This window comes from Streptomyces sp. NBC_00996, assembly GCF_045162675.1.
GTDB lineage: Bacteria > Actinomycetota > Actinomycetes > Streptomycetales > Streptomycetaceae > Streptomyces.
The window spans coordinates 448362-473743 of the sequence record NZ_CP108723.1 but is presented as its reverse complement, the minus strand read 5'-3'; the positions used below and the strand labels follow the sequence as shown (position 1 = coordinate 473743).

Annotated in this window: 27 protein-coding genes and 4 pseudogenes; 22 read left to right on the top strand and 9 right to left on the bottom strand. The window is 70.5% G+C overall.

The features are described 5' to 3' along the window. Window positions 1–273: 273 nt before the first annotated feature. From OG390_RS02425 to OG390_RS02320, 22 genes and pseudogenes are all read left to right on the top strand, one after another. On the top strand, window positions 274–1449 hold the full coding sequence (locus OG390_RS02425; RefSeq protein WP_406164765.1) for a 4Fe-4S dicluster domain-containing protein: 1176 nt from the start codon (window positions 274–276) through the stop codon (window positions 1447–1449). Then, window positions 1446–1904, top strand: coding sequence for a Crp/Fnr family transcriptional regulator (locus tag OG390_RS02420; protein ID WP_406164764.1), 459 nt, complete (start codon window positions 1446–1448; stop codon window positions 1902–1904). Before OG390_RS02425 ends, OG390_RS02420 begins: the two co-directional genes overlap by 4 nt. Then, window positions 1901–2719 (top strand): FAD/NAD(P)-binding protein, encoded by an 819-nt coding sequence (locus OG390_RS02415; RefSeq protein ID WP_406164763.1) that lies wholly within the window; start codon window positions 1901–1903, stop codon window positions 2717–2719. Before OG390_RS02420 ends, OG390_RS02415 begins: the two co-directional genes overlap by 4 nt. A gap of 1 nt (window position 2720) precedes the next feature. Further along, a complete protein-coding gene (locus OG390_RS02410) occupies window positions 2721–3638 on the top strand; it encodes an oxidoreductase (RefSeq protein WP_406164762.1) in 918 nt (305 codons plus the stop codon). Then, a pseudogene (locus tag OG390_RS02405) lies at window positions 3635–4621 on the top strand (Ni/Fe hydrogenase subunit alpha); the annotation flags it as partial. The gene OG390_RS02410 and the pseudogene OG390_RS02405, both read left to right, overlap by 4 nt. A 1020-nt stretch (window positions 4622–5641) precedes the next feature. Further along, a complete protein-coding gene (locus OG390_RS02400) occupies window positions 5642–5797 on the top strand; it encodes a hypothetical protein (protein WP_406164761.1) in 156 nt (51 codons plus the stop codon). A gap of 107 nt (window positions 5798–5904) precedes the next feature. Next, window positions 5905–6906 carry an Acg family FMN-binding oxidoreductase gene (locus tag OG390_RS02395; protein WP_406164760.1) on the top strand — a complete coding sequence of 334 codons (1002 nt, stop codon included), beginning with the start codon at window positions 5905–5907 and terminating at the stop codon, window positions 6904–6906. 220 nt (window positions 6907–7126) lie between these two features. Beyond that, window positions 7127–8368, top strand: coding sequence for an NAD(P)/FAD-dependent oxidoreductase (locus OG390_RS02390; protein WP_406164759.1), 1242 nt, complete (start codon window positions 7127–7129; stop codon window positions 8366–8368). A 17-nt stretch (window positions 8369–8385) separates the two neighbouring features. Continuing rightward, window positions 8386–8703 carry a TusE/DsrC/DsvC family sulfur relay protein gene (locus tag OG390_RS02385; protein ID WP_406164758.1) on the top strand — a complete coding sequence of 106 codons (318 nt, stop codon included), beginning with the start codon at window positions 8386–8388 and terminating at the stop codon, window positions 8701–8703. Window positions 8704–8722: 19 nt separating this feature from the next. Beyond that, the gene (locus OG390_RS02380) at window positions 8723–9196 is read left to right on the top strand and encodes a DsrE/DsrF/DrsH-like family protein (RefSeq protein WP_406164757.1); all 474 of its coding nucleotides are present in this window, start codon (window positions 8723–8725) and stop codon (window positions 9194–9196) included. A 146-nt stretch (window positions 9197–9342) separates the two neighbouring features. Next, entirely contained in the window at window positions 9343–10017 is a 675-nt protein-coding gene (locus OG390_RS02375) for a helix-turn-helix domain-containing protein (RefSeq protein WP_406164756.1), read from the top strand. Between the two features lie 132 nt (window positions 10018–10149). Further along, window positions 10150–10565: pseudogene (locus tag OG390_RS02370) on the top strand (pyridoxamine 5'-phosphate oxidase family protein). A gap of 213 nt (window positions 10566–10778) precedes the next feature. After that, entirely contained in the window at window positions 10779–13055 is a 2277-nt protein-coding gene (gene pflB / locus OG390_RS02365) for a formate C-acetyltransferase (RefSeq protein ID WP_406164755.1), read from the top strand. After that, the gene (gene pflA / locus OG390_RS02360) at window positions 13052–13798 is read left to right on the top strand and encodes a pyruvate formate-lyase-activating protein (protein WP_406164754.1); all 747 of its coding nucleotides are present in this window, start codon (window positions 13052–13054) and stop codon (window positions 13796–13798) included. The genes pflB and pflA overlap by 4 nt, the downstream gene beginning before the upstream one ends. A 160-nt stretch (window positions 13799–13958) precedes the next feature. Continuing rightward, window positions 13959–14318 carry a universal stress protein gene (locus OG390_RS02355; RefSeq protein ID WP_406164753.1) on the top strand — a complete coding sequence of 120 codons (360 nt, stop codon included), beginning with the start codon at window positions 13959–13961 and terminating at the stop codon, window positions 14316–14318. 514 nt (window positions 14319–14832) lie between these two features. Continuing rightward, complete coding sequence (locus OG390_RS02350; protein ID WP_406164752.1) at window positions 14833–15174, top strand: ArsR/SmtB family transcription factor; 342 nt, start codon at window positions 14833–14835, stop codon at window positions 15172–15174. After that, window positions 15171–16904, top strand: a complete 1734-nt coding sequence (locus tag OG390_RS02345) for a SulP family inorganic anion transporter (RefSeq protein WP_406164751.1) — start codon at window positions 15171–15173, stop codon at window positions 16902–16904. Before OG390_RS02350 ends, OG390_RS02345 begins: the two co-directional genes overlap by 4 nt. Then, a complete protein-coding gene (locus tag OG390_RS02340) occupies window positions 16901–17230 on the top strand; it encodes a pyridoxamine 5'-phosphate oxidase family protein (protein WP_406164750.1) in 330 nt (109 codons plus the stop codon). The genes OG390_RS02345 and OG390_RS02340 overlap by 4 nt, the downstream gene beginning before the upstream one ends. Beyond that, window positions 17230–17655 (top strand): ATP-binding protein, encoded by a 426-nt coding sequence (locus tag OG390_RS02335; protein WP_406164749.1) that lies wholly within the window; start codon window positions 17230–17232, stop codon window positions 17653–17655. Before OG390_RS02340 ends, OG390_RS02335 begins: the two co-directional genes overlap by 1 nt. 48 nt (window positions 17656–17703) lie before the next feature. Continuing rightward, complete coding sequence (locus tag OG390_RS02330) at window positions 17704–18075, top strand: STAS domain-containing protein (RefSeq protein WP_406164748.1); 372 nt, start codon at window positions 17704–17706, stop codon at window positions 18073–18075. Window positions 18076–18218: 143 nt separating this feature from the next. Beyond that, window positions 18219–18569 (top strand): ArsR/SmtB family transcription factor, encoded by a 351-nt coding sequence (locus tag OG390_RS02325; protein WP_406164747.1) that lies wholly within the window; start codon window positions 18219–18221, stop codon window positions 18567–18569. Window positions 18570–18898: 329 nt separating this feature from the next. After that, a pseudogene (locus OG390_RS02320) lies at window positions 18899–19096 on the top strand (IS701 family transposase); the annotation flags it as partial. Window positions 19097–19303: 207 nt separating this feature from the next. Here the strand turns inward: OG390_RS02320 and OG390_RS02315 are convergent. From OG390_RS02315 to OG390_RS02275, 9 genes and pseudogenes are all read right to left on the bottom strand, one after another. Further along, window positions 19304–19642, bottom strand: coding sequence for an ArsR/SmtB family transcription factor (locus OG390_RS02315; protein ID WP_406164746.1), 339 nt, complete (start codon window positions 19640–19642; stop codon window positions 19304–19306). 5 nt (window positions 19643–19647) lie between these two features. After that, entirely contained in the window at window positions 19648–19833 is a 186-nt protein-coding gene (locus tag OG390_RS02310; protein ID WP_406164745.1) for a hypothetical protein, read from the bottom strand. A 126-nt stretch (window positions 19834–19959) separates the two neighbouring features. Next, on the bottom strand, window positions 19960–20187 hold the full coding sequence (locus OG390_RS02305; RefSeq protein WP_406164744.1) for a hypothetical protein: 228 nt from the start codon (window positions 20185–20187) through the stop codon (window positions 19960–19962). 123 nt (window positions 20188–20310) lie between these two features. Further along, window positions 20311–20493, bottom strand: a pseudogene (locus OG390_RS02300) (transposase); the annotation flags it as partial. Window positions 20494–20661: 168 nt separating this feature from the next. Further along, the gene (locus OG390_RS02295; RefSeq protein ID WP_406164743.1) at window positions 20662–21807 is read right to left on the bottom strand and encodes a PAS domain S-box protein; all 1146 of its coding nucleotides are present in this window, start codon (window positions 21805–21807) and stop codon (window positions 20662–20664) included. A gap of 40 nt (window positions 21808–21847) precedes the next feature. After that, window positions 21848–22864 (bottom strand): SpoIIE family protein phosphatase, encoded by a 1017-nt coding sequence (locus OG390_RS02290; protein ID WP_406164742.1) that lies wholly within the window; start codon window positions 22862–22864, stop codon window positions 21848–21850. A gap of 4 nt (window positions 22865–22868) precedes the next feature. Further along, a complete protein-coding gene (locus OG390_RS02285; protein ID WP_406164741.1) occupies window positions 22869–23297 on the bottom strand; it encodes an ATP-binding protein in 429 nt (142 codons plus the stop codon). Further along, window positions 23294–23656 (bottom strand): STAS domain-containing protein, encoded by a 363-nt coding sequence (locus OG390_RS02280; RefSeq protein ID WP_406177454.1) that lies wholly within the window; start codon window positions 23654–23656, stop codon window positions 23294–23296. The genes OG390_RS02285 and OG390_RS02280 overlap by 4 nt, the downstream gene beginning before the upstream one ends. 20 nt (window positions 23657–23676) lie before the next feature. Beyond that, entirely contained in the window at window positions 23677–24897 is a 1221-nt protein-coding gene (locus OG390_RS02275) for a PAS domain S-box protein (RefSeq protein WP_406164740.1), read from the bottom strand. Between the last annotated feature and the right edge of the window lie 485 nt (window positions 24898–25382).

Sequence of the window (25382 nt, the reverse complement as noted above, 5' to 3'; positions counted from 1 at the left end):
TCCTGCCGGCCTTCTTCGACCATCTGTCCAGGCCGCCCCGCACGCACTGGGCCGAACGGCCCCTGCGTGTGGCCGTCGAGCCCTATGAGGCTCCGCACTGGTGAAGACGGCGGGAAGGGCGTCGGCCTGACCGAAGGGGCGGACGAAAGGACCCGGGCCGTGGCCCGCATGGCCCTACCCATGTGGTGCAGGACGGGAAATCCTGCGTTCGTGGACTGCATGAGGCACCGGGGATGCCCGACCCGCCCGGCCCGGAGCCGAAGGAGAACGGTCATGAGTGCAAACCCCGACGTGTACGACTCGTCGCCTCCCGCGTCCAGCGGGTTGGTGATGGACAGACACGGCATGGTCGCGCTGGTTGAGGTGTTGGCCGGGCGCGGCTTCACCGTGGTCGGCCCCACCGTGCGGGACGGCGCGATCGTGCTGGCCGAGCTGAACTCGGCCGACGAGCTGCCGCACGGATGGGGCGTGGAACTCGAAGCCGGAAGGTATCGGCTGCGGGAGCGGGCCGACGGTGCCGCCTTCGCGAACGCGGCGGGCCCCCAGTCGTGGAAGCAGTTCCTGCATCCGGCAAAGGTGCGGCAGTGGCGCGCCGATCGGGTGGGCGAGGAGACGGTGTTCACGCCCGAGGAGACCTCGCCGCCGCGGTACGCCTTCCTCGGGGTGCGTCCCTGTGACGCGCGGGCCATCGCCATTCAGGACCGGGTGCTCACCGGTGGGACCCACCGCGACCCCGAATACCAGGGGCGGCGTGCGGGAGCGCTGCTCATCGCGGTCGAGTGCACGGAGCCCGGCGGCACCTGCTTCTGTGTCTCCATGGGCACGGGACCCGCGGCCCCTCCCGGCTGTGACCTGGTGATCACCGAGGTGGTCGATGACGACGGCCACCGCTTCTGGATCCGCGGCGGCAGCCAGGAAGGCGACGAGATCCTCGCCGAGCTGCCCGTCCGCCCGGCAGACCGCGCCACCTGTGCCGCGGCCCGCGCAGGCGTTGCCGCCGCGGCGGACCGGATGGGAAGGACCATGCCCGAGGCCGACCTGCGGGACCTGATGGCCGGCACACTCGACGCCCCCCGCTGGGACGACGTTGCCGGGCGCTGCCTGACCTGCGGCAACTGCACCATGGTGTGTCCCACCTGCTTCTGCACCACGACCGAGGACGTCACCGACCTCACTGGTGACCACGCTGAGCGGTGGCGGTTGTGGGACTCCTGCTTCGACCTGGACTTCTCCCAGCTGCACGGTGGCCCCGTCCGTACGTCCCCGCGCAGTCGCTACCGGCAGTGGATGACCCACAAGCTCGGCACCTGGTACGACCAGTTCGGCTCCTCCGGCTGTGTGGGCTGCGGCCGCTGCATCGTGTGGTGCCCGGTGGGCATCGACATCACCGAGGAGGCGGCCGCCCTGCACGACTGGACGCGGTCGGGAACATCGGGGGAGGCCCCGTGACCGTGCTGCCGCCGCCTCTGGACCTCCTCCCGCTCGTACAGCGTGAACGGCTGCTGGGCGTCGGGTACGACGTGTCGTTCCCGGCCGGCACGCGCCTGTTCGACGAGGGCGGGGAAGCCGACCGCTTCTGGCTGCTGCGCAGGGGCGAGGTCGCCCTCGACATCTGCGTTCCCGGCAGACAGCCGGAGGCCCTCATAGAAACGCTTGGTGCGGGTCAGCTGCTGGGCTGGTCGTGGATCTGCCCGCCGTACCGCTGGCACCTCGGTGCACGGGCGGTGACCGCGGTGGAAGCCACGGAGTTCCCCGCCACCGACGTCCTCGCCCTCTGCGCGGCCGACCCGGAACTCGGATACGCCCTGATGCGCCGCTTCACCGAGGTGGTCGCCGAGCGCCTGCAAGCCACCCGCATCAGGCTGCTGGACCTCTACGCACCCCATGGGAGTGGCCCGCCATGAGCACCGTGACGCCGCCACTGCCGTACCGGGTCGCCGAGACCCGGACGGAGACCGTCGACACCCGTTCGCTGGAACTGGTTCCTGCCGGCAGGGAACTCCCGCCCTTCGCACCCGGTCAGTTCGCGATGATCTACGCGTTCGGGGTCGGTGAGGTGCCGATCTCGGTCAGTGCGCTGCACGGTCCGTACGGGGGGCTCGTGCACACCGTGCGCGCGGTGGGCGCGGTCTCCACCGCCCTGCACGACCTGCGCCCGGGGGACACCGTCGGGCTGCGCGGGCCGTTCGGCACCGGTTGGGACCTGGACGCGGCAGTCGGTCAGGACGTGCTGGTGATCGCCGGCGGCATCGGCCTGGCGCCACTGCGACCGGTGGTGCACGCGATCCTGGACCGGCCGGCCGCCTACGGTCGGCTGGGGATCCTGGTGGGCACCCGTACACCTGGCGACCTGATCTACCAAGAGGACGTCGAACGCTGGCGCGGCAGGGCCGAGGTGGGGGTGACCGTCGACCGCCCCGGCCCGGGCTGGCAAGGCTCGGTGGGGGTCGTGACCACCCTGCTGGACGCGTTCGCCCTCCGGTCGGACCGGACCCACGCGCTGGTGTGCGGGCCCGAGGTGATGATGCGCCACACCGCACGCGCCCTGCTGGGCCGAGGCCTCGCCGCGCAGCGCGTTCAGGTGTCGCTGGAACGCAACATGCGCTGCTCCACCGGCCATTGCGGCCATTGCCAGCTCGGTCCGCTGCTGGTGTGCAGGGACGGGCCGGTCGTCGGCTACGACCGCGTGGAACGTCTGCTGGCCGTACGGGAGTTGTGAGATGGAAACCGAGCGAGGACTGGCCGGCGACTCGGGACGGCCCAACGCCCGAGGACCGGCGAACTCCCACCCCCTGCCCACGCTCGCCGTGTGGAAGTTCGCCTCGTGCGACGGCTGCCAGCTGACCCTGCTCGACTGTGAGGACGAACTGCTCGGCCTCACCGAGCAGGTACGGATCGAGCACTTCCTGGAGATGTCCGGGGCCGAAGGCCCCGACGGGGGGCGCGCGGAGCTGGCCGGCCGGGGTCCGTACGACCTCTCCCTGGTCGAGGGCTCGATCACCACGGCCGAGGACGCCGAGCGAATCCAGCACATCCGGCGCATCTCCCGGCGGCTGGTGACCATCGGCGCCTGCGCCACCGCGGGCGGCATCCAGGCACTGCGCAACTTCGGGGACGTCGACGAGTTCCGTGCCGCGGTCTATGCCCGCCCGGACTACATCGCCACCCTGGAGACCTCGACCCCGATCTCAGCCCACGTACCGGTCGACTTCGAACTCCGGGGCTGCCCTATCGACCGCCGCCAGCTCCTCGAAGTCATCACCGCCCACCTGGTCGGACGCAAACCCCAGATTCCCAGCCACAGCGTCTGCTTCGAGTGCAAGAGGCGCGGCACGACCTGCGTCACGGTGGCCCATGGCACCCCCTGCCTGGGCCCAGTCACTCACGCCGGTTGCGGTGCCATCTGCCCCGCCTACGGACGCGGCTGCTACGGCTGCTTCGGGCCGACCAGCCGGCCCAACCTGCGTTCCATGGTTGCGCAACTCGGCCGCGACGGAATGAGTGAGGCGGACATCCTGCGTGTCTTCCGCACCTTCAACGCCGCGTCCCCGGAGTATGCCCCCGTGGCCGATCTCGCGGCCGAGGAGCAGGACACCGCTGGGGCAGGAACAGAAACCAACCCGGAAAGGCCCGCGTGAGCCATCGCGGAACCCGCGTCCTGCGGCTGGACGCACTGGCCCGAGTGGAAGGCGAAGCCGCCCTGCACCTGTGCGTACAGGAGGAGACGGTCACCGACGCCCGAATGCGCATCTACGAACCAACCCGGTTCTTCGAAGCCTTCCTGATCGGGCGCGCCCACGCCGAGCCGCAGGACATCACAGCACGGATCTGCGGCATCTGCCCGGTCGCCCACCAGATGAGCGCCCGCCAGGCGATCGAGAACGCCTGCGGTGTCACCGTGGAGGGGCCTCTCGCGGAGCTGGGCCGCCTGCTGTACTGCGGGGAATGGATCGAGAGCCACACCCTGCACATCTACCTGCTGCACGCCCCCGACTTCCGCGGCCGGACCGATGCCGTCGACCTCGCTCGCGACCATCGGGCAGCCGTCGAGCGCGGCCTGCGGATCAAACAGACCGGCAACGCGATCCTCGAACAGCTGGGCGGACGCCCCATCCATCCGGTCAACGTCCGTGTCGGCGGCTTCTACCACACACCGGCGCCCGAAGAACTGCGTCCGCCGGCCGAACGACTGCGGCAGGCCCACGACGACGCGCTGGAGACCGTCCGCCGGGTGGCGGCGTTCGACTCCCCCGACGCGGGCAGCGACCATGACCTGCTCGCACCGCGCGACCCGGGCCGCTACGCCATCGACTCCGGCACACCGACGGTCATCGCTCCCCATGGCCGAATGCCGGCGCCCCGAGAGTTCCCCGTGTCCGACCTCGAACAGCACGTTCACAAAGAGCAGGTGCCGCACAGCACCGCTCTGACCGCAGCGCTCGACGGCCGCCGCTACCTGACCGGCCCACTGGCCCGCTACGCGGTCAACGGCCGGTGGCTCCACCCGGTGGCGGCCGAGGCCGCCAGGGACGCCGGGCTGGGCGATCCCGTGGCCGGGGACAACTGCGCCAACCCCTTCCGAAGCATCGTCGTACGCGCTGTGGAGGTGGAGCAGGCCGTCGTCTGCTGGTGGTACACGGGTGGGACGTCCGCTGAGCTGCACAGATGGCGCACGTCAGGGGCTCCATGCGGTGCCATGGCCCGTGACTGGTCCAGATCTTGGATTGGGAGGAGCGATGCGGGCTGGTCCGCGGGCAAAGGTGAGGACCGATGGCACTGCCAGGCGTCAGGCAAGCCAGGTGATCAGCTTGCATCCCACGCGGCAGACGATCGGCTTTGCTGGTCAACTCCGGGATCTGGGCGTCAGGGTGTGAACGTGTGTCCCTGCGTCCGGGGCCGGCTCAGCGGTGCACGTGGGGGCCTCGACCTGACCGGCGGTGGCGAGCGAACGGCGCCGCGCCGTCAGCCCGTCTTGTGCCCCCATCGCGGGCCGACCAGATCCCACTCCCTGCCCCACTGGTCGATGCGCCGCCGGTCGAGACACCACCGGGTGGCGCCCCCGGCGCCGAACACCAGGCCGGTCACGGCGAGGGTCGATGCGACTCCGAGGAATCCCGCTTCGACTGACGCATCCGTGCCGCTCGGCGGTGGAGCGGTGAGGTTTCCTTGCGTGTTCGTCCAGAGGACGATCGTGGATCCGGCCTTTCGTCCGCCGTCCACCAGGGTCTTGTCGGTATGGGTGGATCCGTCCGCGAGGGTCCAGCGGACCTTCACGAGGGCCCGGTAGCCCTTCACCGGGGCCCGCGGGGCGTCCGCGAGGAGCACGGCCTGTACGGGGGTGAGCTCTGCACGCTGCTGTGCGAAGACGTCGTCGGCGGCCCGGGCAGTGAGCACACCGGCTAGCGTGCCGCCCACCGCGATGAGCGCCCAGACGGCCAGCACGAGCCACGCCTCGAGAACGTCGTCGCGTCGGCGCAGCGGGTTGGCCCGCCACCGCCACAGCCACCTCTTCGTTCGCCTGCCTGTACGCATCGGTGCGCACCTCCTCGTCGTCATTCGAGCAAGGTGACAGCCGCACCCGCATCGTGGTAAGGGCCGGACAGGGGGGAGCCGTGGGGCCGACCGGGGCCAAGTCCGGGAGATGGATGGGCCGTTCAGCCTCGCCGTCGCCGTCGCCGTCGCCGTCGCCGTCGCCGTCGCCGTCGCCGCGCGCCGTCACCGCCCACCGGGACGCCGCAGCCGCCCGCCCGCGGACCTGTGCGCTCCGCCCCCGCCACCGTCGCCATCGGTGGCCTGACCGGCCACCTGCCAGGGACCATCGGCCCCTCACCCGCGGTGCCGCCGCGCGCCCACTCTCGAAGGACATCACCACCTGTTCCGAGCCCCGTGCGGGAGGAGGGCACCATGCGATCCGTGCCTCTCGACGCCGAGACCCTGGAGGCCTGCGTAGCGGCCGCAGTGGCCGCGCCGTCGTTCTTCAACACGCAGCCCTGGCGCTTCAGGCTGGACCCCGACACCGTCGCCTTCGAGGTGCGCGCGGACCCGGAGCGGAGCCTGCGTCATGCGGATCCGGTCGGCCGTGCACTCCATGTGTCGGTGGGCGCGTCCGTCCTGAACCTGCGCGTCGCGGTGTCCCACTTCGGCTGGTCACCCGTCGTGCGGTTGCTGCCCCGACCCGAAGACCCCGGCCTGCTCGCCATCGTCCGGCCCACGGGATCGAGGGGCCGGCACACCACGGGACACCGCGGCGACCTCTACCCGGCGATCTGGCGCAGGCACAGCAGCCGCTTCCCGTTCTCCGGCAGGCCCCTGGCGCCGCAGGCCCGCGCCGAACTCGCCGAGGCCGCCCAGGCGGAAGGCGCCTCACTGACCTTCCCCGAGGTCGCCGAGACGGTACGTCTGCTGCGCGTGACGGGGGAGGCCGAGCACCGCAACCGCGCCGACGCCGATCGCGGCACGGAGAGCCGCCGCTGGGTGCACCGGGAGCCGGGCGAACCGTTCGACGCGGGCCTCCCGCAGACGGCACTCGGCCCGCAGGACGCCCGTGAACGCATTCCCATGCGGGACTTCACCGCCGCACGGCACCCCGGGTGGCTGCCCACCCAGGACTTCGAGACCGCCCCGGCCATCGCCCTGCTCAGGACCGAGCACGACCGGCGCACGGACTGGCTGCGCGCGGGAGAGGCGCTCGAACACGTCCTGCTGGTGGCCACGGCCCTCGGACTGCGTGCGTCCCTGCTGCATCAGCCGATGGAATGGCCCGACCTGCGCCGCCGCCTGAGCCCGGACCCCCACCATACCGGCCACGCGCAGATGCTGATCCGGCTCGGCTACGGCCCGCAGGGCCCCGCCACCCCGCGTCGTGTCCCGCATGCGGTGCTGGACGCGGAGGTGCCGAACCGATAGCCGGGTTCGGCCCTGCACCACGGGTCGCGCAGTCCCTCCGACACCGGTGACCAACGCGTCCCGGATCGGGGCACCGCCGCAGCGATGCGGCGGCGCCCCGATCTCTGCGTCCACTGCGTCCGCCGATGCGGGAGACACGCCTCAGATATACCCCAGTGGGTACCTGGGTGGGGACCAATGAACCCTGACTCCGCCTCACCTCCAGTACGAGAGTGGCGCCATGGGCAAACACATCGTGATTCTCGGCGGCGGAACCGCCGGCACCATGACGGCGAACCGCCTGTGCCGCACATACGACGAGCGTGAGCACCGGATCACCGTCGTCGACCAGGACGACGACCACCTTTACCAGCCCGGCCTGCTGTTCGTGCCGTTCGGGCTGGCCCAGTCGCACCACCTGGTCCGGTCCCGTCCGCGGCAGCTGAACGCTGCCGTCGACTACAAGCAGGCGCCGATCGAGCGGGTCGACCTGGACGAGCGGACGGTGCACCTCCACGGTGGCATCCGGCTGGGCTACGACGTGCTCGTCGTGGCCACCGGAGCGCGGCTGCTGCCGGAGGAGACCGAGGGGCTGACCGGCCCCGGCTGGGGCGAGAGGGTCTTCACCTTCTACGACCTGCCCGGCGCCGTCGGTCTGCATCATGCGCTGGAGCGCCTCGACGGCGGCCGCGTCGTGATCGACGTGGCGGACCTCCCGGTCAAGTGCCCCGTGGCACCTCTGGAGTTCGCCTTCCTCGCGGACTGGTACTTCCAGCGGCTGGGCATCCGGGACCGGGTCGAGCTGAGCTACGTCACCCCGCTGGACGCCGCCTTCACCAAGCCGGTCGCCGCGAAGGCGCTGGGTGGTCTGCTGGCGGAGAAGGAGATCGAGCTGGTCACCGAGTTCACGCTCGGCGAGGTCGACGGCCCGGGCGGCCGACTGCTGTCGTACGACGAGCGCGCGGTGCCCTTCGACCTGGCGGTGGTCGTGCCGCTGCACGGAGGCGCGGAGTACGTCGGATGCTCCGAGGGCCTGGGAGACGAGCTGGGCTTCGTCCCGGTCGACCCGCACACCCTCCAACACCCGCACCGCCCCGAGGTGTTCGCGATCGGCGACGCTGCGGGCCTGCCGGCGTCCAAGGCGGGCTCGGTGGCCCATTTCGAGGGCGAGGTGCTGGTGCACAACATCGGCCGCTTCCTCGCCGGACAGCCGCTGGACGCCTCCTTCGACGGGCACACCAACTGCTTCGTCGAGACCGGCTTCCACAAGGCCCTGCTCATCGACTTCAACTACGACACCGAGCCGCTGCCCGGCCACTTCCCGGCCTCGGTCGGCCTGCCGCTGCTGAAGGAGTCGCACGCGGGCCACCTCGGCAAGCTCGCCTTCGAATGGCTGTACTGGCACAGCCTGCTGCCCGGCCGGGAATTGCCCGGCATCGGCTCGGCGATGCCCGAGCGCGGCAAGAACCACATGCCCGTCTGAGGGGAGAGGACCCCGTCATGCCCACTGCCACCTACGATTCCGTCTCCGTCCCCGTCGACGACGAGGGCTTCTTGACCGACCCCGGCCGGTGGACCGAGTCCATGGCCGAGCAGATCGCCCGCGAGGTGGGGATCGAGACGCTCAGCGACCGGCACTGGACGGTCATCCGCTTCATGCGCGAGCAGTACGCCGCCAAGGGGACCGGCCCGACCGTCCGCGTCCTCGGCAAGACCTCCGGCGTGAGCGTCAAGGAGCTCTACCAGCTCTTCCCCAAGGGACCCGCGAAGATCGCCGCGAAGATCGCCGGGATCCCCAAGCCCCGCGGCTGCATCTGACCTGAAGGAGCACTCCGTCATGGCTGACACCGCCACGATCGAGAAGGTCTCGATCATCGTCTCCAAGGGGTCCCTGGAGGGGATCTACCCTGCCCTGATCATGGCCAACGGCGCCCGAGCCGAAGGGATCGAGGCCGACCTGTTCTTCACCTTCTTCGGCCTGGACGCCATTACGAAGAAGCACTGGGAGCACATCAAGCTGGCCACCGTCGGCAACCCCGGCCTGCACCTGCCCACGCTGCTGGGCGGCATGCCGGGCGTCCCGGACCTGGTCACCCACTACATGGGACGCAAGATGGACAAGCTCGACATCCCTCCCATCCCCGAGTTCATCGAGATGATCTCCGACACCGGTGCGGGCATCTACGCCTGCAAGGCCTCGGTCGACCTCTTCGAGCTCGACAAGGACGACCTCGTGGACCAGGTCCAGGGCGTGATCACCGTCGGCGAGTTCTACGAGCACGCGGCCGGCGGCCAGATCATCTACACCTGACCGGCACAGCTCCCGAGCGGTTCCGTCCGGCCGGACAGTGAGGGCCGACCGGCCCAAGCCCACCTACCGGGATCCGGACATCCTGGATCTGCTGGGCAATCCGGACGCCGGGTGTCGCCCGGCCGGGTGAGAGGGGGTGATGGGCCATGGCGGGAAAGGCACCGTCTCGGAGGGCAAAGGAACATGCGCTGGGCGATCTCGGGCGCCGTCTCGCCGCACGGCGCACGGATCTCGGACTGAGCCGGACGGAGACGGCCGCCCGCGCCGGCATGGCGCCGGGCTACCTCCAGTACCTCGAGGAGCACCCCGGTGCCGCACCCGGCTCGGGCGTTCAGCTCCGGCCGGCCGAGGTCCTGGCAACCACCGTGCGGGACCTCACGGGCGGCGACACCGATCTGCCGGACGGCGTGGGGCAGGCCGCCCGCAGTCCCAGCTTCACGTCGCTGAGCGTCTCGGAGTGCCGGGCCCTGCTCTCCACGCACGGAGTGGGGCGGATCGCGGTGCCCACGGTCTCCGGGCCCGTCGTCGTGCCCGTGAACTACAGCGTCGTAGACGGCGCGATCGTCTTCCGCACCGAACCCGGCAGCACACCGTCGCTGGCGTCCGGATGCCAGGTCGCCTTCGAGGTGGACCGCATCGACGACGCGTTCAGCAGGGGCTGGAGCGTGCTGGTGCGGGGCCGTGCCCGGACCGTGACGGACCCCGACGAGGTGCGTCGGCTCACCGACCGTGCCTGCAGCGCACCCTGGGTCGGCGGGCGCCGCGACCAGTGGGTGCGCATCGATCCCTTCGTCGTCACAGGGCGACGCATCACCGTGTGACGCGAGACGTTCTGCGGCCGGACCCGGACCGATGGACCCTCACCCCAGCCCCAGCCCCGGCCCTGGCCCCGGCCCGACGGACGATGGCCGAAACGCTCCAGCGTCCTACCCGGGCGAGAGACGGACTGGCTCATGTATCCCAACGATGGTTTCCGCGAACTCGAGCGGGCGGAGTGCCTGCGTCTGCTGGCGAAGGCGCTCCTCGGTCGCATCGTCCACACACGTCAGGCCCTGCCTGCGGTGCTGCCCGTCAACTTCTCTCTCGACGGTGACGGCGCGGTGCTGCTGCGTACCTCGGCGGCGTCGGAGTTGGTCCGCGCCGTCGATGGCGCGGTGGTTGCCTTCGAGGTCGACGAGGTCGATGCGGCGGCGCACTCGGGTTGGAGCGTCGTCATCACCGGGCCGGCCACGGTGGTGAGGGACCCCGAGGAGCACGAGCGCCTCATCCGGACCGGCCCGCGCTCCTGGGCACCCTCGCCCGAGTAGGTCTTCGTGTGCGTCGAGCCCGAGCTGGTCCCCGGCGCGAACTCGTCGGCGGGCGCACGTGATACGGAGTGGACCTGAACTCCTGAGCGCCGACCGGCATGGCCGGGTCCGGCGGCACGGCAGTGTGCCGAGGCCGGGGACCGAACGGTCCTGACGGACAGGGGCCGTACGGCGCGGTGACGGGTTCCCGGTGGCCCTGCCCCCGGCCGCGACGGGCGACGAGCATCGTCAGCGGAGACGCCGCGGGCGGCGTCACGAGCAATGCGGAGGCAGAGATGACGTGGGCACCCCACGCAGAAGCAAACCAGAGCGCCGTTGACGCGCCTGTCGAGGCGTGGCGCGGCCTCGGCGGCTCGCGCTGGCACGACACCATCGACGTACGCGACTTCATCCAGGCCAATTACACGCCGTACGAAAGTGGTTCCCAGTTCCTCGTGGGACCGACCCCGCGCACGCTCGCCGTCTGGCGCAGGGTCAGCAGCCTGTTTCCGGAGGAGCGACGCAGGGGCATCCTCGACGTCGACACCGCGACCCCGTCGACGATCACCTCGCACGCGCCCGGATACATCGACCGTGACCGCGAGTTGATCGTCGGACTGCAAACCGACTCCCCGTTGAAGCGGGCCATCATGCCCAACGGCGGGCTGCGGATGGTCGAGAGCGGGCTGGCGGCGTACGGATACGAGCCCGACCCGTTCGTCACCAAGGTCTTCGGCACCTATCGCAAGACCCACAACGACGGCGTCTTCGACGCCTACACCCCCGAGATGCGGGCCGCCCGCAAGGCGGGGATCATCACCGGGCTGCCGGACGCCTATGGCCGCGGCCGGATCATCGGCGACTACCGGCGCGTCGCGCTGTACGGCACCGACCGGCTGATCCAGGCCAAGCGCGCCGAGCGGGCTCTGCTGGACGCGCGGCCCTCCAACCCGGACGTCATCCGCGACCGTGAGGAGCTGGCAGAGCAGATCCGCGCGCTCGGCGAGTTGGCCGAGATGGCCGCCTCGTACGGCTGTGATGTCACCCGCCCTGCTGCCACTGCGCAGGAGGCCGTGCAATGGCTCTACCTGGGCTTCCTGGCGGCGGTGAAGGAGCAGAACGGCGCCGCGATGTCGCTGGGCCGCACCTCGACCTTCCTGGACGTCTACCTTCAGCGGGACATGGAGGAGGGCACGCTCGACGAGACCCGCGCCCAGGAACTGATCGACGACTTCGTGATCAAGCTGCGGATCGTCCGGTTCCTGCGCACCCCCGAGTACGACGCCCTGTTCTCCGGCGACCCGACCTGGGTCACGGAGTCCATCGGCGGCATCGGCGCCGACGGCCGCCCGCTGGTCACCCGTACCTCCTTCCGCTTTCTGCAGACTCTCTACAACCTGGGCCCCGCGCCGGAGCCGAACCTTACGGTTCTGTGGTCGTCGCGGCTGCCGGAGGGCTTCAAGCGGTTCTGTGCCCAGGTCTCCATCGACACCAGTGCCATCCAGTACGAGTCCGACGATCTGATGCGCCCGGGCACCGGCGACGACACGGCCATCGCCTGCTGCGTGTCGGCCATGGCGGTCGGCCGGCAGATGCAGTTCTTCGGCGCCCGCGTCAATCTCGCCAAGGCCATGCTGTACGCGATCAACGGCGGCCGGGACGAGATGACCGGCGAGCAGATCGCCCCCGAGATGCCCGCCCTGACGGGTGAGTACCTGGACTACGACGAACTGTCGGCGGCGTACGACCGGATGCTGGACTGGCTTGCGCAGACGTACGTCGACGCGCTCAACGTCATCCACTACATGCACGACCGGTACGCCTACGAACGCATCGAGATGGCGCTGCACGACCACCCGGTGCACCGCTTCATGGCCTGCGGTATCGCCGGGTTGTCGGTCGCCGTCGACAGCCTGTCCGCCGTCAAGCACGCGCGCGTGAAGGTCATTCGCGACGCGACCGGCCTCGCGGTCGACTACCAGGTGGAGGGCGACTATCCCGCCTACGGCAATGACGACGACCGTGCCGACACCCTGGCCACCGATCTGGTCCGCTCCTTCATGGCCAAGGTGCGCAGGCACCCCACCTACCGGGACGCCGAGCACACCCAGTCGGTGCTGACCATCACCTCCAACGTCGTCTACGGCAAGCACACCGGCAACACCCCCGACGGCCGGCGCGCCGGACAGCCCTTCGCGCCCGGCGCCAACCCGATGAACGGCCGGGACCGGCACGGGGTGGCCGCCTCCGCACTTTCGGTGGCGAAGATCCCGTACGAGCAGGCCCGGGACGGCGTCTCCCTCACCTCGACCGTCACCCCCGAGGGTCTCGGTCACGACCCCGCCGCGCGGGCCGGAAACCTCGTCGGCATCCTCGACGGCTACATGGGCGAGGGCGGCTTCCACATGAACGTGAATGTCCTGGACCGGGCCACGCTGGAGGACGCGATGCAACATCCCGAGAAGTACCCGGAGCTGACGATCAGGGTCTCCGGATACGCTGTCAACTTCGTCCGCCTCACGCGCGAGCAGCAACTCGACGTGATCAGCCGCACCTTCCACGGCGCACTGTGAACACCGCGACCGTGCCAGTGACGGGCCGGGTCCACTCCTGGGACCTGTCCACGGGAGTGGACGGTCCCGGGACCCGGTTCGTCCTCTTCGTCAGCGGCTGCCCGCTGCGTTGCCTGTACTGCGCGAACCCCGACACCTGGCACCTGCGCGACGGCAAGGAGACGACCGTCGACGACGTGACGGCGCGCATCGAGCGGTACCGGCCCTTCCTCACCACGGCGGGCGGGGGAGTGACGCTCACCGGCGGTGAGCCGCTGCTGCAGCCCGCCTTCACCGGCGCGGTGCTGCGCCGCTGCAAAGAGCTCGGTCTGCACACCGCCCTCGACACCTCCGGCTTCCTCGGTTCACGGGCGACCGACTCGCTCCTGGCCGACACCGACTTGGTGCTCCTGGACATCAAGTCCTTCGACATCACCACCTATCGCAAACTGACCGGCGGCCTGCTCGCCCCCACCCTGTCCTTCGCCGGCCGCCTGGACCGGCTCGGTATCCCCGTGTGGATCCGGTACGTCCTGGTGCCCGGCTGGACCGACGATCCGGAAGCCGTCGACGGTCTCGGTGCGTTCCTGGCCGGGCTGGGCAATGTCGACCGGGTGGACGTCCTGCCGTTCCACAAGCTTGGCGCCCACAAGTACGACGCCCTCGACATTCCCTTCCCCTTGCATGACACCCCCGTACCCGGCCCTGAGCTGACCGAGCGGGTGCGCGAGCAGTTCCGGGAGCACGGTCTGCAAGCGCTGTGAACCATGACGCAACTCCAGCGCAGCAGCGCAGAAAAGCGCCGAAGTACAGAGAACAGACAGGCGAGGACCTGACGACTGGGCCGGACGTGGTCGTCGGAGTGGACGGCTGAGCGATCGCCGTACGGACGCAGCACCGGTCCTGGGTTCGACCCTCTCACGGATGAACGCCCACCATCTCGGTCTGCCGGTCGTGGCCACGGTCGCCGAGAACGGCGCGGTACAAGCTCTGGCCGGCGCGAGCGAAGGCGCGGCTCTTGCCGTCGTCGGCACCCGCGGGTTGGGCGCACTCGCCGACACGCTGTTCGGCTCGGTGAGCCTGCGCCTGACCGCGCAAACGCGCAGCCCCCTGCTGGTGGCCCGCGGAGACCACCGGTGCGATGACGGCCGCGAGGTGCTGCTCGGCCTGGAGAGGAACGCCGACGGGGACGCGGCGGCCTCCGCCTTCCAGGGGCGGAGCGGCGCGGTGCCCGGCTGCGCGTCCTGCACTCCTGGACCCACCGGAGCGTCGCTCCCGAGCTGACCTCGCTGCTGCCCGCAATGAGCCCGGGCCAGGAGGAACGCCGTCCCGGGAGGGCCGGGGTGGATCAGGATTCTGACGCATCGCAGCGACACTCCACGGTTCCCGTGGTCGGCACTCAGCATCATGCTGATCAGCGAGCTGCACAGCATCACAGAGGCATCGGTTTCGGCCGGAACGACCCCTTCACGATCCCGAAAGACGCTCGCTCCCAGCAGGGCCCACAGAAGCACCTCCAGCGCGCGCTCGGATTTACCGTGCCCCCGGCGCGCGCCGAAGGCGCGCTGGACTGCTGACCAGCGTTCGGGCTGGGGTGCTCCCCGAGGGCAGCCACCCGGCTCGGCATGCGGATCATCACAAAACGAATATCTGAATTGCGAAATTTTGCAATTCATTACATGCTGTGGTGGCTACGTCTGTGCTGACCCGGTAGCCGCGGGCGCAGCACTCACGTGTGTGACGTGTGCCGTGTCCGGCCCCGCGAGGGTGGGGTCTTCGTAGGGGAAGCCGAGGAGTCGTGTCCGTTCCGCTGTACCAGGCCAAGGCCGAGTTCTTCCGGATGCTGGGGCATCCTGTACGGATACGGGTGCTGGAGCTGCTGCAGGACGGGCCGCGGCCGGTGCGGGAGTTGCTGGCGGAGATCGAGGTGGAGCCGTCCGGCCTGTCGCAGCAGCTGGCGGTGTTGCGGCGCTCCGGGATCGTCACCTCGACGCGCGAGGGCCAGGCCGTCGTCTACGAACTTGCGGGTGGGGACGTCGCGGACCTGATGAGGGCTGCGCGCCGGATCCTGACCGAGATGCTGGCCGGGCAGAACGAGTTGCTGGCCGAGCTGCGGGAATCCGAGGTCGCCGCGCGATGAGCACGACCCTCGGCCGGGCCTGGGCCCGAGTCACTTCCCTGCTGCCCACGCGTTCCGACCTCGCGGAGATGGGCCGCGACCCGCGGAGGGACCTGCTCGCCGGCCTGACCGTGGCGATCGTGGCGCTGCCGCTCGCGCTCGGCTTCGGTGTGTCGTCCGGGCTGGGCGCCGCGGCGGGGCTGGCGACCGCCGTCGTCGCGGGGGCGCTGGCCGCCGTCTTCGGCGGTTCGAATCTCCAGGTGTCCGGGCCGACCGGCGCCATGACGGTGGTGCTGGTGCCGATCGTCGGCCAGTACGGGGTGACCGGTGTGCTGACGGTCGGGGTGATCGCGGGCGTGCTGCTCGTCGCGCTGGCCGCGCTGCGGGCCGGCAAGTACATGCAGTACGTGCCCGCGCCGGTCGTCGAAGGCTTCACGCTGGGCATCGCCTGTGTGATCGGGCTCCAGCAGGTCCCGAACGCGCTCGGCGTGCCGAAACCCGAGGGCGACCGTGTACTGGTCGTCACGTGGCGGGCGGTCGAGGAGTTCGCGACGTCCCCGAACTGGACCGCTGTCGGCTTCGCGGTCGCTGTGGCCGCGGTCATGCTGGTCGGCGCCCGCTGGCGGCCGACGATTCCCTTCTCGATCCTCGCGGTGATCGCGGCGACGGCCGTGGCGCAGGTCGCCGGCCTTCATGCTTCGCGGCCGATCGGTGAGCTGCCGTCGGGACTGCCCGTGCCGTCGCTGTCCTTCTTCGAGCTCGGCTCGCTGGGCTCCCTGCTCGCCCCGGCGGTGGCGGTCGCGGCGCTGGCCGCGCTGGAGTCTCTGTTGTCCGCCTCCGTCGCCGACGGCATGACGGTCGGGCAGAAGCACGACCCGGACCGCGAGTTGTTCGGCCAGGGGTTGGCCAACATCGCGGCCCCTCTGTTCGGCGGCGTTCCGGCCACCGGGGCGATCGCGCGCACCGCGGTCAACGTCCGCACCGGCGCGAGCTCCCGGCTCGCCGCCCTCGTCCACGCCGCGATCCTCGCCGTGATTGTCTTCGCGGCCGCCCCCCTCGTCTCCAAGATCCCGCTGGCCGCCCTCGCGGGCGTGCTGCTGGCCACCGCGATCCGCATGGTCGAGGTCGGATCGCTCAAGGTCATGGCGAAGGCCACCCGGTCAGACGCGCTGATCCTGGTTTTGACGGCGGTCGCGACCTTGGCCCTCGACCTCGTCTACGCCGTGATCATCGGCCTGGTCGTCGCGGGTGCCCTGGCCTTGCGTGCCGTGGCCAAGCAGGCCCGTTTCGACAAGGTGCCCCTCGACCGCGGCGACCACAGCGCCGAGGAGCACGCCCTGCTCGCCGAGCACATCGTCGCCTACCGCGTCGACGGGCCGCTGTTCTTCGCCGCCGCCCACCGGTTCCTGCTGGAGCTGACCGAGGTGGCCGATGTACGGGTCGTCATCCTGCGCATGTCGCGGGTGTCGACGATGGACGCCACCGGCGCCCTGGTCCTGAAGGACGCCGTGGAGAAGCTCAACCGGCGTGGCATCGTCGTGATGACCTCCGGGATACGCCCCGGCCAGCGCCAGGTTCTCGACTCCGTGGGCGCGCTCGACCTGCTCCGGCTGGAGGGTCGGGAGTACGTCACCACCCCCGAGGCGATCCAGGGCGCCCGTGACCACCTGGAGACGGCCGGAGTGCTGCCCGCCGTCGCCGCGCAGAAGAAGCAGGGAACGACAGACGTCAGCGAGGAACAAGCCCGATGAGCATCACTCCCGCCCCCCTGAGCATGGTCGAGGTCTCCGGCGCGGAGGCCCTGTGGCTGCTGGAAGGGGCGGCGCCGGGGCGGCTGGTGTTCGTCCAGCGGGCGCTGACCGTCGTACGGCCGGCCCGGCACGTGGGGGAGTACGGGCAGCTGATCGTGCGCACCCCGGTGCGGGTGGCCGCGGTGCCGAGGACGGCGACGTACCACATGGACGAGGTCGGCGCCGTGACCGGAACTGGCCGGACGCACGGCCCGCACGACACGATCCCGCGCATCCACCCCCAGACGGTCGCCGGCTTCCGTCTCGCCCGCGGAACGGAGGGCTGATGTCCGGGCGGCTGGAGGCACTGCCCCACCGGCACGTGCTCACCCTGGCAAGCGAGCCGGCGGCGGTCCGCGTCGCCCGTCAGACCGCCGAACGGGCCCTGATCGAGTGGGGGATCGGCCTGCGCCACCCCACGGTGGACCCGGCCCTGCTGATCCTCTGTGAGCTGGTCACCAACAGTGTCCGGCACGCCGCCGTGCTCTCTCCACACGTCACGGTGATCTACGCGGCCGGCGCGGACTGCCTGGCCTTCGCCGTCCACGATCGCCATCCCTACCAGCCGTCGCTGTACGGGTCTGTCACCGGAAAGGGAGCCGGTGGCCTCGCCACCGTCAGGGAACTGGTCCTCGACCTGGGCGGAACCGCCGTCGTCCGGGCCGACGCCGACGGCAAGGGCAAGAGCATCTGGATCACCCTCCCGCTCTGACCGGAGAGCAGACCCCAACGCGTAATCCGCACAAGGAAGTTCACTTTCATGACCATCGACTGGCGCTACACGATCAAGCAGGACTTCGGCATCCTCTCCGTTGCCGGATACCTTGGGCCGGACGCGGTCCGCCGCTTCAGCGGGGCAGTCGGCTGGGTGCTCGCCCGCGGCACTGGTCCGGTCATCGTCGACCTCAGCGAACTGCGCAGCTGGTCTACCGAGGGACAGCTCGCGATCACGGAGGCCGCGCGCCGCCTCTCAGGGGCGGGCCGGAGGCTGGAGCTCGCCGCGATCCCCGCCGACGGGTCCCTCGTCCCCGTCGGCGACTGCCTGGACGTCCCCGTCCATGCCGACCTGGCTGCCGCGCTCGCCGCACACAACACAGGAGAGGCTGGAGACGAAGATCATCACTGGATCTGAGCCGCTCGACTCCTCGGCGCGGGTTCGGTCCTGCCGGTGTTGCACGCGAGGATGGGCCGTATGAGTGTGACGAGTGGGTGGATGCGACGTACCGACGTCCGGCCGGTGGGGCCGTGCTGTTGTGCCGAGGAGGGGACGGCACGGTGAGTACGCCGCTGTACCAACTCAAGGCCGAGTTCTTCAAGACCCTCGGGCATCCCGCGCGCATCCGGGTCCTGGAGCTGCTGAGCGAGCGCGAGCACGCGGTCGCCGAGATGCTGCCCGAGGTCGGCATCGAGCCCGCACATTTGTCGCAGCAGCTGGCGGTGCTGCGGCGGGCGAACCTGGTGGTGACCCGCAAGGAGGGGTCGACCGTCTACTACTCGCTGACCAGCCCGCACGTGGCTGAGCTGCTGAAGGTTGCGCGGACCATCCTGTCGGGCGTGCTGGCTGGGCAGGCCGAGCTCCTGGCCGACCTGCAGGCCGCGCAGGGCGAGGTGAAACCGCCGTCGTAGCGATCGCGTCGCCGATCTCGGCATGCTCTGCAACGACGTCGGCCACGGCATCCGCAACGCCCACGCCCAGCGGGTGCGCGAACAACTCCTGCACCTCAACCGGGAGATCACCGGCCACCGGCTGCTGCGCGGCCCCGGCGTGCAGGGCGGCGCCGCCCTGCACGCCGGGGCCGCGGTGGCCGGCAGCGCGGCCCCGGCGTGCGTACGGGCACGTTGCAAAGACCGCCGGCCGGTCCCTGCCCGAGCGCACGCTGCTGATCCAGTGGCGTCGCAAACACGGCGGCGGCGTGTTCCGCTCCTGGATCACCGACCCGCCGCCGGGCACGCCACTGTCAGTTCTGGTCAGGCACGCCACCAGCCGGTGGCACATCGAGACCGACTATCGGGAGATGGAACAGGCCCTCGGCCTGGGCGACTTCGAAGGACGGTCCTACGGCGGATTCCACCACCACGTCGCCCTGGTCTCAGCCGCCCATCCGTTCTGCCTGGAACAGCGGCTCAGCCCAAAAGCCGGGGACACGCCCTGAACCTCTACCAGGTCGTGTCCCTGATCCAGACATCCTTGATCGCGGTGCTGTGGCGCTGTCCGGCCTGCCACAGAGGTCCGTACGACCTCCTCGACCACGGTCGAGGACCATGACCAAGCTCTGTTCTTTCGTTCCGCCGTGCGTGCCTGCAAGGGGATCTCGAAGGGGACGAGGACGACCTTGCCGTCATGATCGACGGCAGACCCGTCACCGTGCCGACTCCGTTCCGCGCAGTTCGTCGAGCAGGTCCTGGCGCCCGGCCAGCAGCACGGACAGGATCCGGCGGGCTGCGGCCAGCAGCTCGGCGACGTCGCCGCCAGCCAGTTCGTACACCACCGTCGAACCGGTCCGGGTCGCGGTGACGATCCCGGAGCGGCGCAGCACCGCCAACTGCTGCGACAGGTTCGACGGCTCGACCTCGATCGCCGCCAGCAGGTCGCGCACCGGCTTCGGCCCGTCCTGCAGCAGCTCCAGCACCCGGATCCGCACGGGATGCCCGAGCATGCGGAAGAACTCGGCCTTCGCCTCGTACAACGGAACCGGCACCCCGGTCACCCCTCTTCCGCCGGCACGTCCGCGCCGACGTTGATGCCGTGCCCGTTCGCCACGCGCAGCGCGTCGTCGAGCTCGTCCTGCGCGACGGCCGTCTCGTAGGCGTCCTCGGCCTCTCGGGCGGCCGTGAGGGCGGCGCGCGCCGCGCGCACCCGCTCCCGTGCGGCCTCGGCGAACCCGCCCACCGGGGACCTCCTCCTGTGAACTGCCTGGCAAGGCAACTAGCGAATTGAAGAACTCTTCAAGAGTAGCCGATTGCAACGCCGCTGAAGTCCTCCGATCAGCACACTCGGTTTGTCCGACGTGACTCTTCACTCCGCCGACAGCACCGAGAGGGCGGGCCGCCGCGGGGTGGGGTGGGTCCGGGTGGCGTTGCCGAGGCGCAGGGGCATCTGCGCGACCTGTCCGGAGGTGATCGTCGCGCGCACCTCTGGCCGCAGGCGCGGCAGCTCGAGGGGCTGGGCGTGGAAGGCGGCCGAGACCCGATGAGCGGTGGCGTGCAAGAGGATTGCGGCGATGGGCGTGACCTTCGTCCTCACCGCGGTGTTCGACGCGCTGGCCGTCCGGCCGCTGCGTCGTCGTGCACCCCGGCAGCCTGCGCGGGCGCACCGTACCGGCCGGAGGCCGTCGGCCCTCCGTCCGCTGCTGACGAGGGGCGGCGTCTACACAGGCTGTCCAGCGTCGGGCAGGGCGGCCGTGATCTCGTCCCACACGCCCCAGTTGCGCCAGGTCTTGTACCGGCTCCGGACGGCCTTCCACACGCCCAAGCACTGGGGCAGATCTGCCCAGAGGACGCCGGTTCGCGCCTTGCAGAACATCGTGTTCGGCATCAGCCGGCTGGGGCGAAGGCGGTGGTTCGGGCGTGACCGACGGCAGGCTCGGCTTCGCGTACTCGGTCACGGCCTTGAACAGGGTGGACTCACGCTCGTTGTGCCGCCGCCACGAGCGAATCCAGGGCGGCCCCTCGATCGTCAGGACCTGCGCCGGCCTCGGATCCGGTACGGGTGGCCCGTTCAGCCGGTGTTGCCTGGCAGGGGGGCGATCCAACCGAGGACGGTGCCCGCCGGCGGGTTGGACGTGAGGGTGAGCGTGCCGCCCAGTTCCTCGGCCCGCCAGCGGAGATTGCTCAGGCCGCTGCGGCGGGTGACGGCCGGGTTGATGCCTCCGCCGTTGTCCGCCACCTGCAATCGCAGCTCTGTGGCCGTGACTTCGACGCTGACGTCGACGGCGGTGGCGTGGGCGTGCCGGGCGGCGTTGGACAGGGCCTCGCCGAGGACAGCCAGGAGGTGCTCGGCGTACTCAGCGGGCACGTCGGTGTCCAGCAGGCCGGTCATCCGCAGCGCGGGTGTGAAGCCGAGGGCCTCGACGGCCCGCTCGGTGGCCTCCACCAGCCGGGAGCGCAGGCCGCTGCCGCGACGGTCCTGGTCACGCTCGCCCAGCGCGTAGATGGTGGAGCGGATGACCTTGATGGTGTCGTCCAGGTCGTCCACGACCCGCTGGATCCGCTCGCCCACTTGAGGCCGGTCAGTGACCCGGCCTAGCGTGGACTGGAGCGATAGCGCGCCGGCGAACAGTCGCTGGATGACCAGGTCGTGCATGTCGCGGGCGATACGGTCACGGTCCTCCTGCACCTCGCGGTCGGCGCGGGCAGTGGCCAACTCGGCCTGGACGGCGAGTCTCTGGGTGATGTCCCGCGCCACAGTCGAGAAGCCGATCAGCGTTCCGTCGGTGTCGCGCATGGCCGACGCGGTGACGGCCACGTCGACTTCGGATCCGTCGACACGGCGCCACCGGCTCTCGTGGGGCTCGGCATGCCCCTGGCAGCGGATCTGCTCCGCGGCTGTGCGGAAGGCGTCGAGCCCTGCGTCGGGCATGAGTGTGTCGACGGGCTGCCCGATGATCTGCTGCTCGGTGTGGCCGAACAGCCGCCGTGCGCCAGGGTTCCAGGTCTGGATCAGGTGCGCGGGCGCGGGGTCCACCGAGATCATGGCGTCGTCCGAGGAGGTCACAATCGCTGCGAGCCGGGCCTCGGCACGCCGGGCGGCATCCAACTCGGTGTGCAGTGCGATGAGGCCCCGGTTGGTGTCTTCGAGTTCCTGGCGCAGGTCGGCGATCAACAGTGCGCTGTCAGTGGATTGAGGGTCTGGCAGCTCCCCCATGGCCGACCATCCTTCGTCACTTGTCATATGACGCGCCCCATCATGGCATGCCGCCGGCGCCCTGGACCACGAGCACACTTGCGTCGTCGGTGGGCCTGCCGTACTCGCGGTGCAGGACGGCGGCAATGATCGCGGGGTGGCGCTCCAGCAGGCGGGGATGGTCGTTCAGGTTCCAGCCGGAGCGGATCCCGTCGGAGACCAGGACGAGGGTCGATCCGGGCTCCCACCGGCAGTACTGGAGGTGCGTGCGGGGAACAGGGAGATGGGTGCCGAGGGTACCGGGCCGGTCCAACAGGTGGAGCGCCCGGCCGCCGGTCAGGATCCGTCCGGTGATGTTGCCGACCGCCGCGTAGGTGAGTTCGCCGCTGCGGGGGTCGATGACACACGCGCCCAGCACGCAGCCCCGGGTGGTGCGCATGGCCTCGTGGGCGCGCCTGATGAGGTGGTCGAGGTCGGTGACCGGGACCTGTTCGAACGTGGTGATCGCGGCGTGGGCCGCCACGGCGGCGGCCGGGCCGTGCCCGAGGCCGTCGACGACCATGGCGGCCGGCCTCCGGTCCGGCGCGACTGCCCAGGCGTCCCCGGATTCGCCGTCACCGCCGAGGGGGACGTTGACGCCGCCGAAGCGCCACCCACCTGCCGTGGTCGGCGAGTTGGTGCCGAGCCGGGCGTAGACGACCGTGCCGCGCCGGGTCGAGTACCAGTCGAACTCGGTGGCTTGCCGCCGTACGACGCCAAGTCCGGCGTTCAGTCCGCGCCCACGGGGCGGCGGCGCCACACTCACCGGTGTGGTGAGGTCTGCGGCGCTCATCCCCGGACCGTGGTCGACGGAGATCAGTTCGATCCCGTCTCCGGCCTTCCTGGCCAGGACATATCCGCCGGGGTGGGCGTGCCGCACCAGGTTGGTGCCCAGCTCGGTGGCCACCAGCTCGGCCACCCCTGCACCCAGGCCGCCCTGTCCGGCGGCCATCCGGGCCACCGCCCGGCGCAGCGCGCCCACGTCTTCGTCAGCCGCGACCGGATGGCAGCGGTGTTCGCTCTCGCTCAACGCCGACACTCCGTCACCGCTGCCACTTCACGATCACCACCGTCGTGCCCGACCCGGCAGCGGACGTGAGCGTCATGTCGTCCACCAGGCGCCGCGACCCCGGAAGACCCAGCCCCATGCTGCCGCGCGTGCTGAAACCGTCGGTCAGCGCCGCTTCGATGTCCGCGATGCCCGGGCCGTCATCGGCGAAGGTGGCCCGCACCCCTCGCCGGCGCTGCTGGTACACCCGCTCGACGCTGATCCGGCCGCGGCCGCCGGTGGCGTAGTTGAGGATGTTGCGGGCCAGCTCACTGCCCGCCGTGATCAGCTTGGTCGCGTCGACCAGATTGAGCCCCGCCTCCTCGGCCTCGGCGCGGAGCACCTTGCGTACACGGATCAGATCGGCCTCATGGGCGATCTCGAAGACGGCCGGCTCCCGGGCCGTTGCGGCATCCGTGGTCACGACCGGTCCGCGCCGGCGTCGTCACGGCGCAGCCGCCTCAGCAGCGCCAGGCCCTGCTCGGCATTGAGCGCGGTGTCCAGATGCCCCATCGGGACGCCCAGTTCCACCAGCGTGATGGCCACCGCCGGCTGGATCCCCACGATCGCCGCCTGCGCCCCGAGCAGCCGGATCATCGCCACAATCCTCGCCAGCACCCGGGCGATGAACGAATCGACCACGCTCAGCCGACTGACGTCGATCAGCATGCCCGACGCGTTGGTGCGCGCGATCTCGCGCGTGAGCTGCTCCTCGATCTGGATCACCGTCGTGTCGTCCAGGTCGCCCTGCAGCGCCACCAGCAGCGTGTCCCCGATCTGCATGACCGGTACGACGTCCTCGCTCACGCCCACTCCCCGGCGGACAGTGCTCGGGCGGCCGTCTTGGCGGTTCCCGCGCGCTCGGCCAAAACTGCCAGAGCGAGCTGCAGGGCGTCCTGCAGCGTGTTGCGGGATCGCAGGCGCCCCATGTCGATGCCCAGATGCACCATGGACTGCGCGGTCTCCGGCCGCACCCCGCTCATGATGCTCACCGTCCCCATCAGCGCGGCCGCCTGCACCGTCTTCAGCAGGTGCTGGGCGACCTGGGTGTCGATGGTGGGCACCCCGCTGATGTCCAGGATGGCCACCTCCGCCTGCGTCTGGGCGATCTTCTCCAGCAAGCCCTCGGTTAGCCGGGTGGCCCGCAGCGTGTCCAGCGTCCCGATGATGGGCAGCGCCAGCACCTTGTCCCACACCTGGATCACCGGCGTGGACAGCTCCAGGATCTCGTCCCGCTGCCGCTGCAGCCGCTGCTCGGTCTCGCGTCGCTCGGTGACGTCCCGGATCGCCGCCGCCACCAGCACCCCCTCGGCCGTCTCCAGCGGGCTCAGGCTGATCTCGACCGGGAACTCGGTCCCGTCCCGGCGCATCCCGTACAGCTCCAGCCCCGCTCCCATGGGGCGCAGCAGCGGGTGGGCGAGGAAGTCGGAGCGGTGGCCGACGTGCCTGTCGCGGAACCGCGGCGGTACCAGCACCTCGATCTCCCGGCCCACCAGTTCCTGCCGCTCGGACCCGAACAGCGCCTCCGCCTGCCGGTTGACCAGCACGATCCGCGCATCGGTGCTGATGATCACCATGGCGTCAGGGGCCGACTCGAGCAGGCCATGGAACAACGACTCGGCCCGCGCGCTCTCCGTGACGTCGCGGATGACCTTGACGAAGCCGGTCACCGCGCCGTCTTCCCCTCGCACCGGCGTCAGGACGATCCTGGCCAGGAACCGCTCACCGCTCTTGCGGATTCGCCAGCCCTGGAACTCCAGTCGGCCTTCCTCCCGGGCCGAGGCCAGCTCCTGCTCCGCCAGCCTGGCGCCTCGGTCTTCCTCGACGTGCAGCATCGACACCGGCCGCCCCACGACCTCGCGCTCGGCGTAGCCCGTCATCACCTGGGCGCCTTGGCTCCAGCGGACCACCTCCCCGCCCGGGTCCAGCTTGATGACAGCCTGGTCGGTGATTGCGTCCAGCATCGACTCAAGATCGCGCAGGCCCGCCTGTGGATCCTGTTCGTCTCCCGGTGGTGTCGTCATGACAGCGCCCCTCACCCTCCGCATCGTCACCCACCGGCCCAGGCCCTCTGACGGGCGGCCCCCACTGATCCCCGGTGCGCCCGATGCTACCGGGCCGTCGGCACCACCAACGGGCTGGCCGTGCCTTAACACGGGCGCTCCGATGGCCCGTTGCCGCCGAGGCCTCGAGCCAGCCTGCAGAGCCGACCTTCTCGCCCCGGGACCGGCCGCCTCCATCCCATGGACTCGGAGCGGTGGTGAACCGGTTCAGCCGAGCCGTCGTCAGCGGGTGTGCTCCCGAGCCGCGCCGCAGCCAACGCCGAACAGGGGTCAGCGGCCGTGTGGTTGGGGCGATCAGTTCCAGGTCACTCCGCGCACGAGACGCTCTTTGCCGTACGGGGCGCGGAGTGCAGGGAGGAAGCGAGACCAATGGCGCGTCCCGGAGTTGATCGAGGCCCCCGATGTCAATCGACGGATACTGGAAGTAGCTCGTCAGATGTGGACAG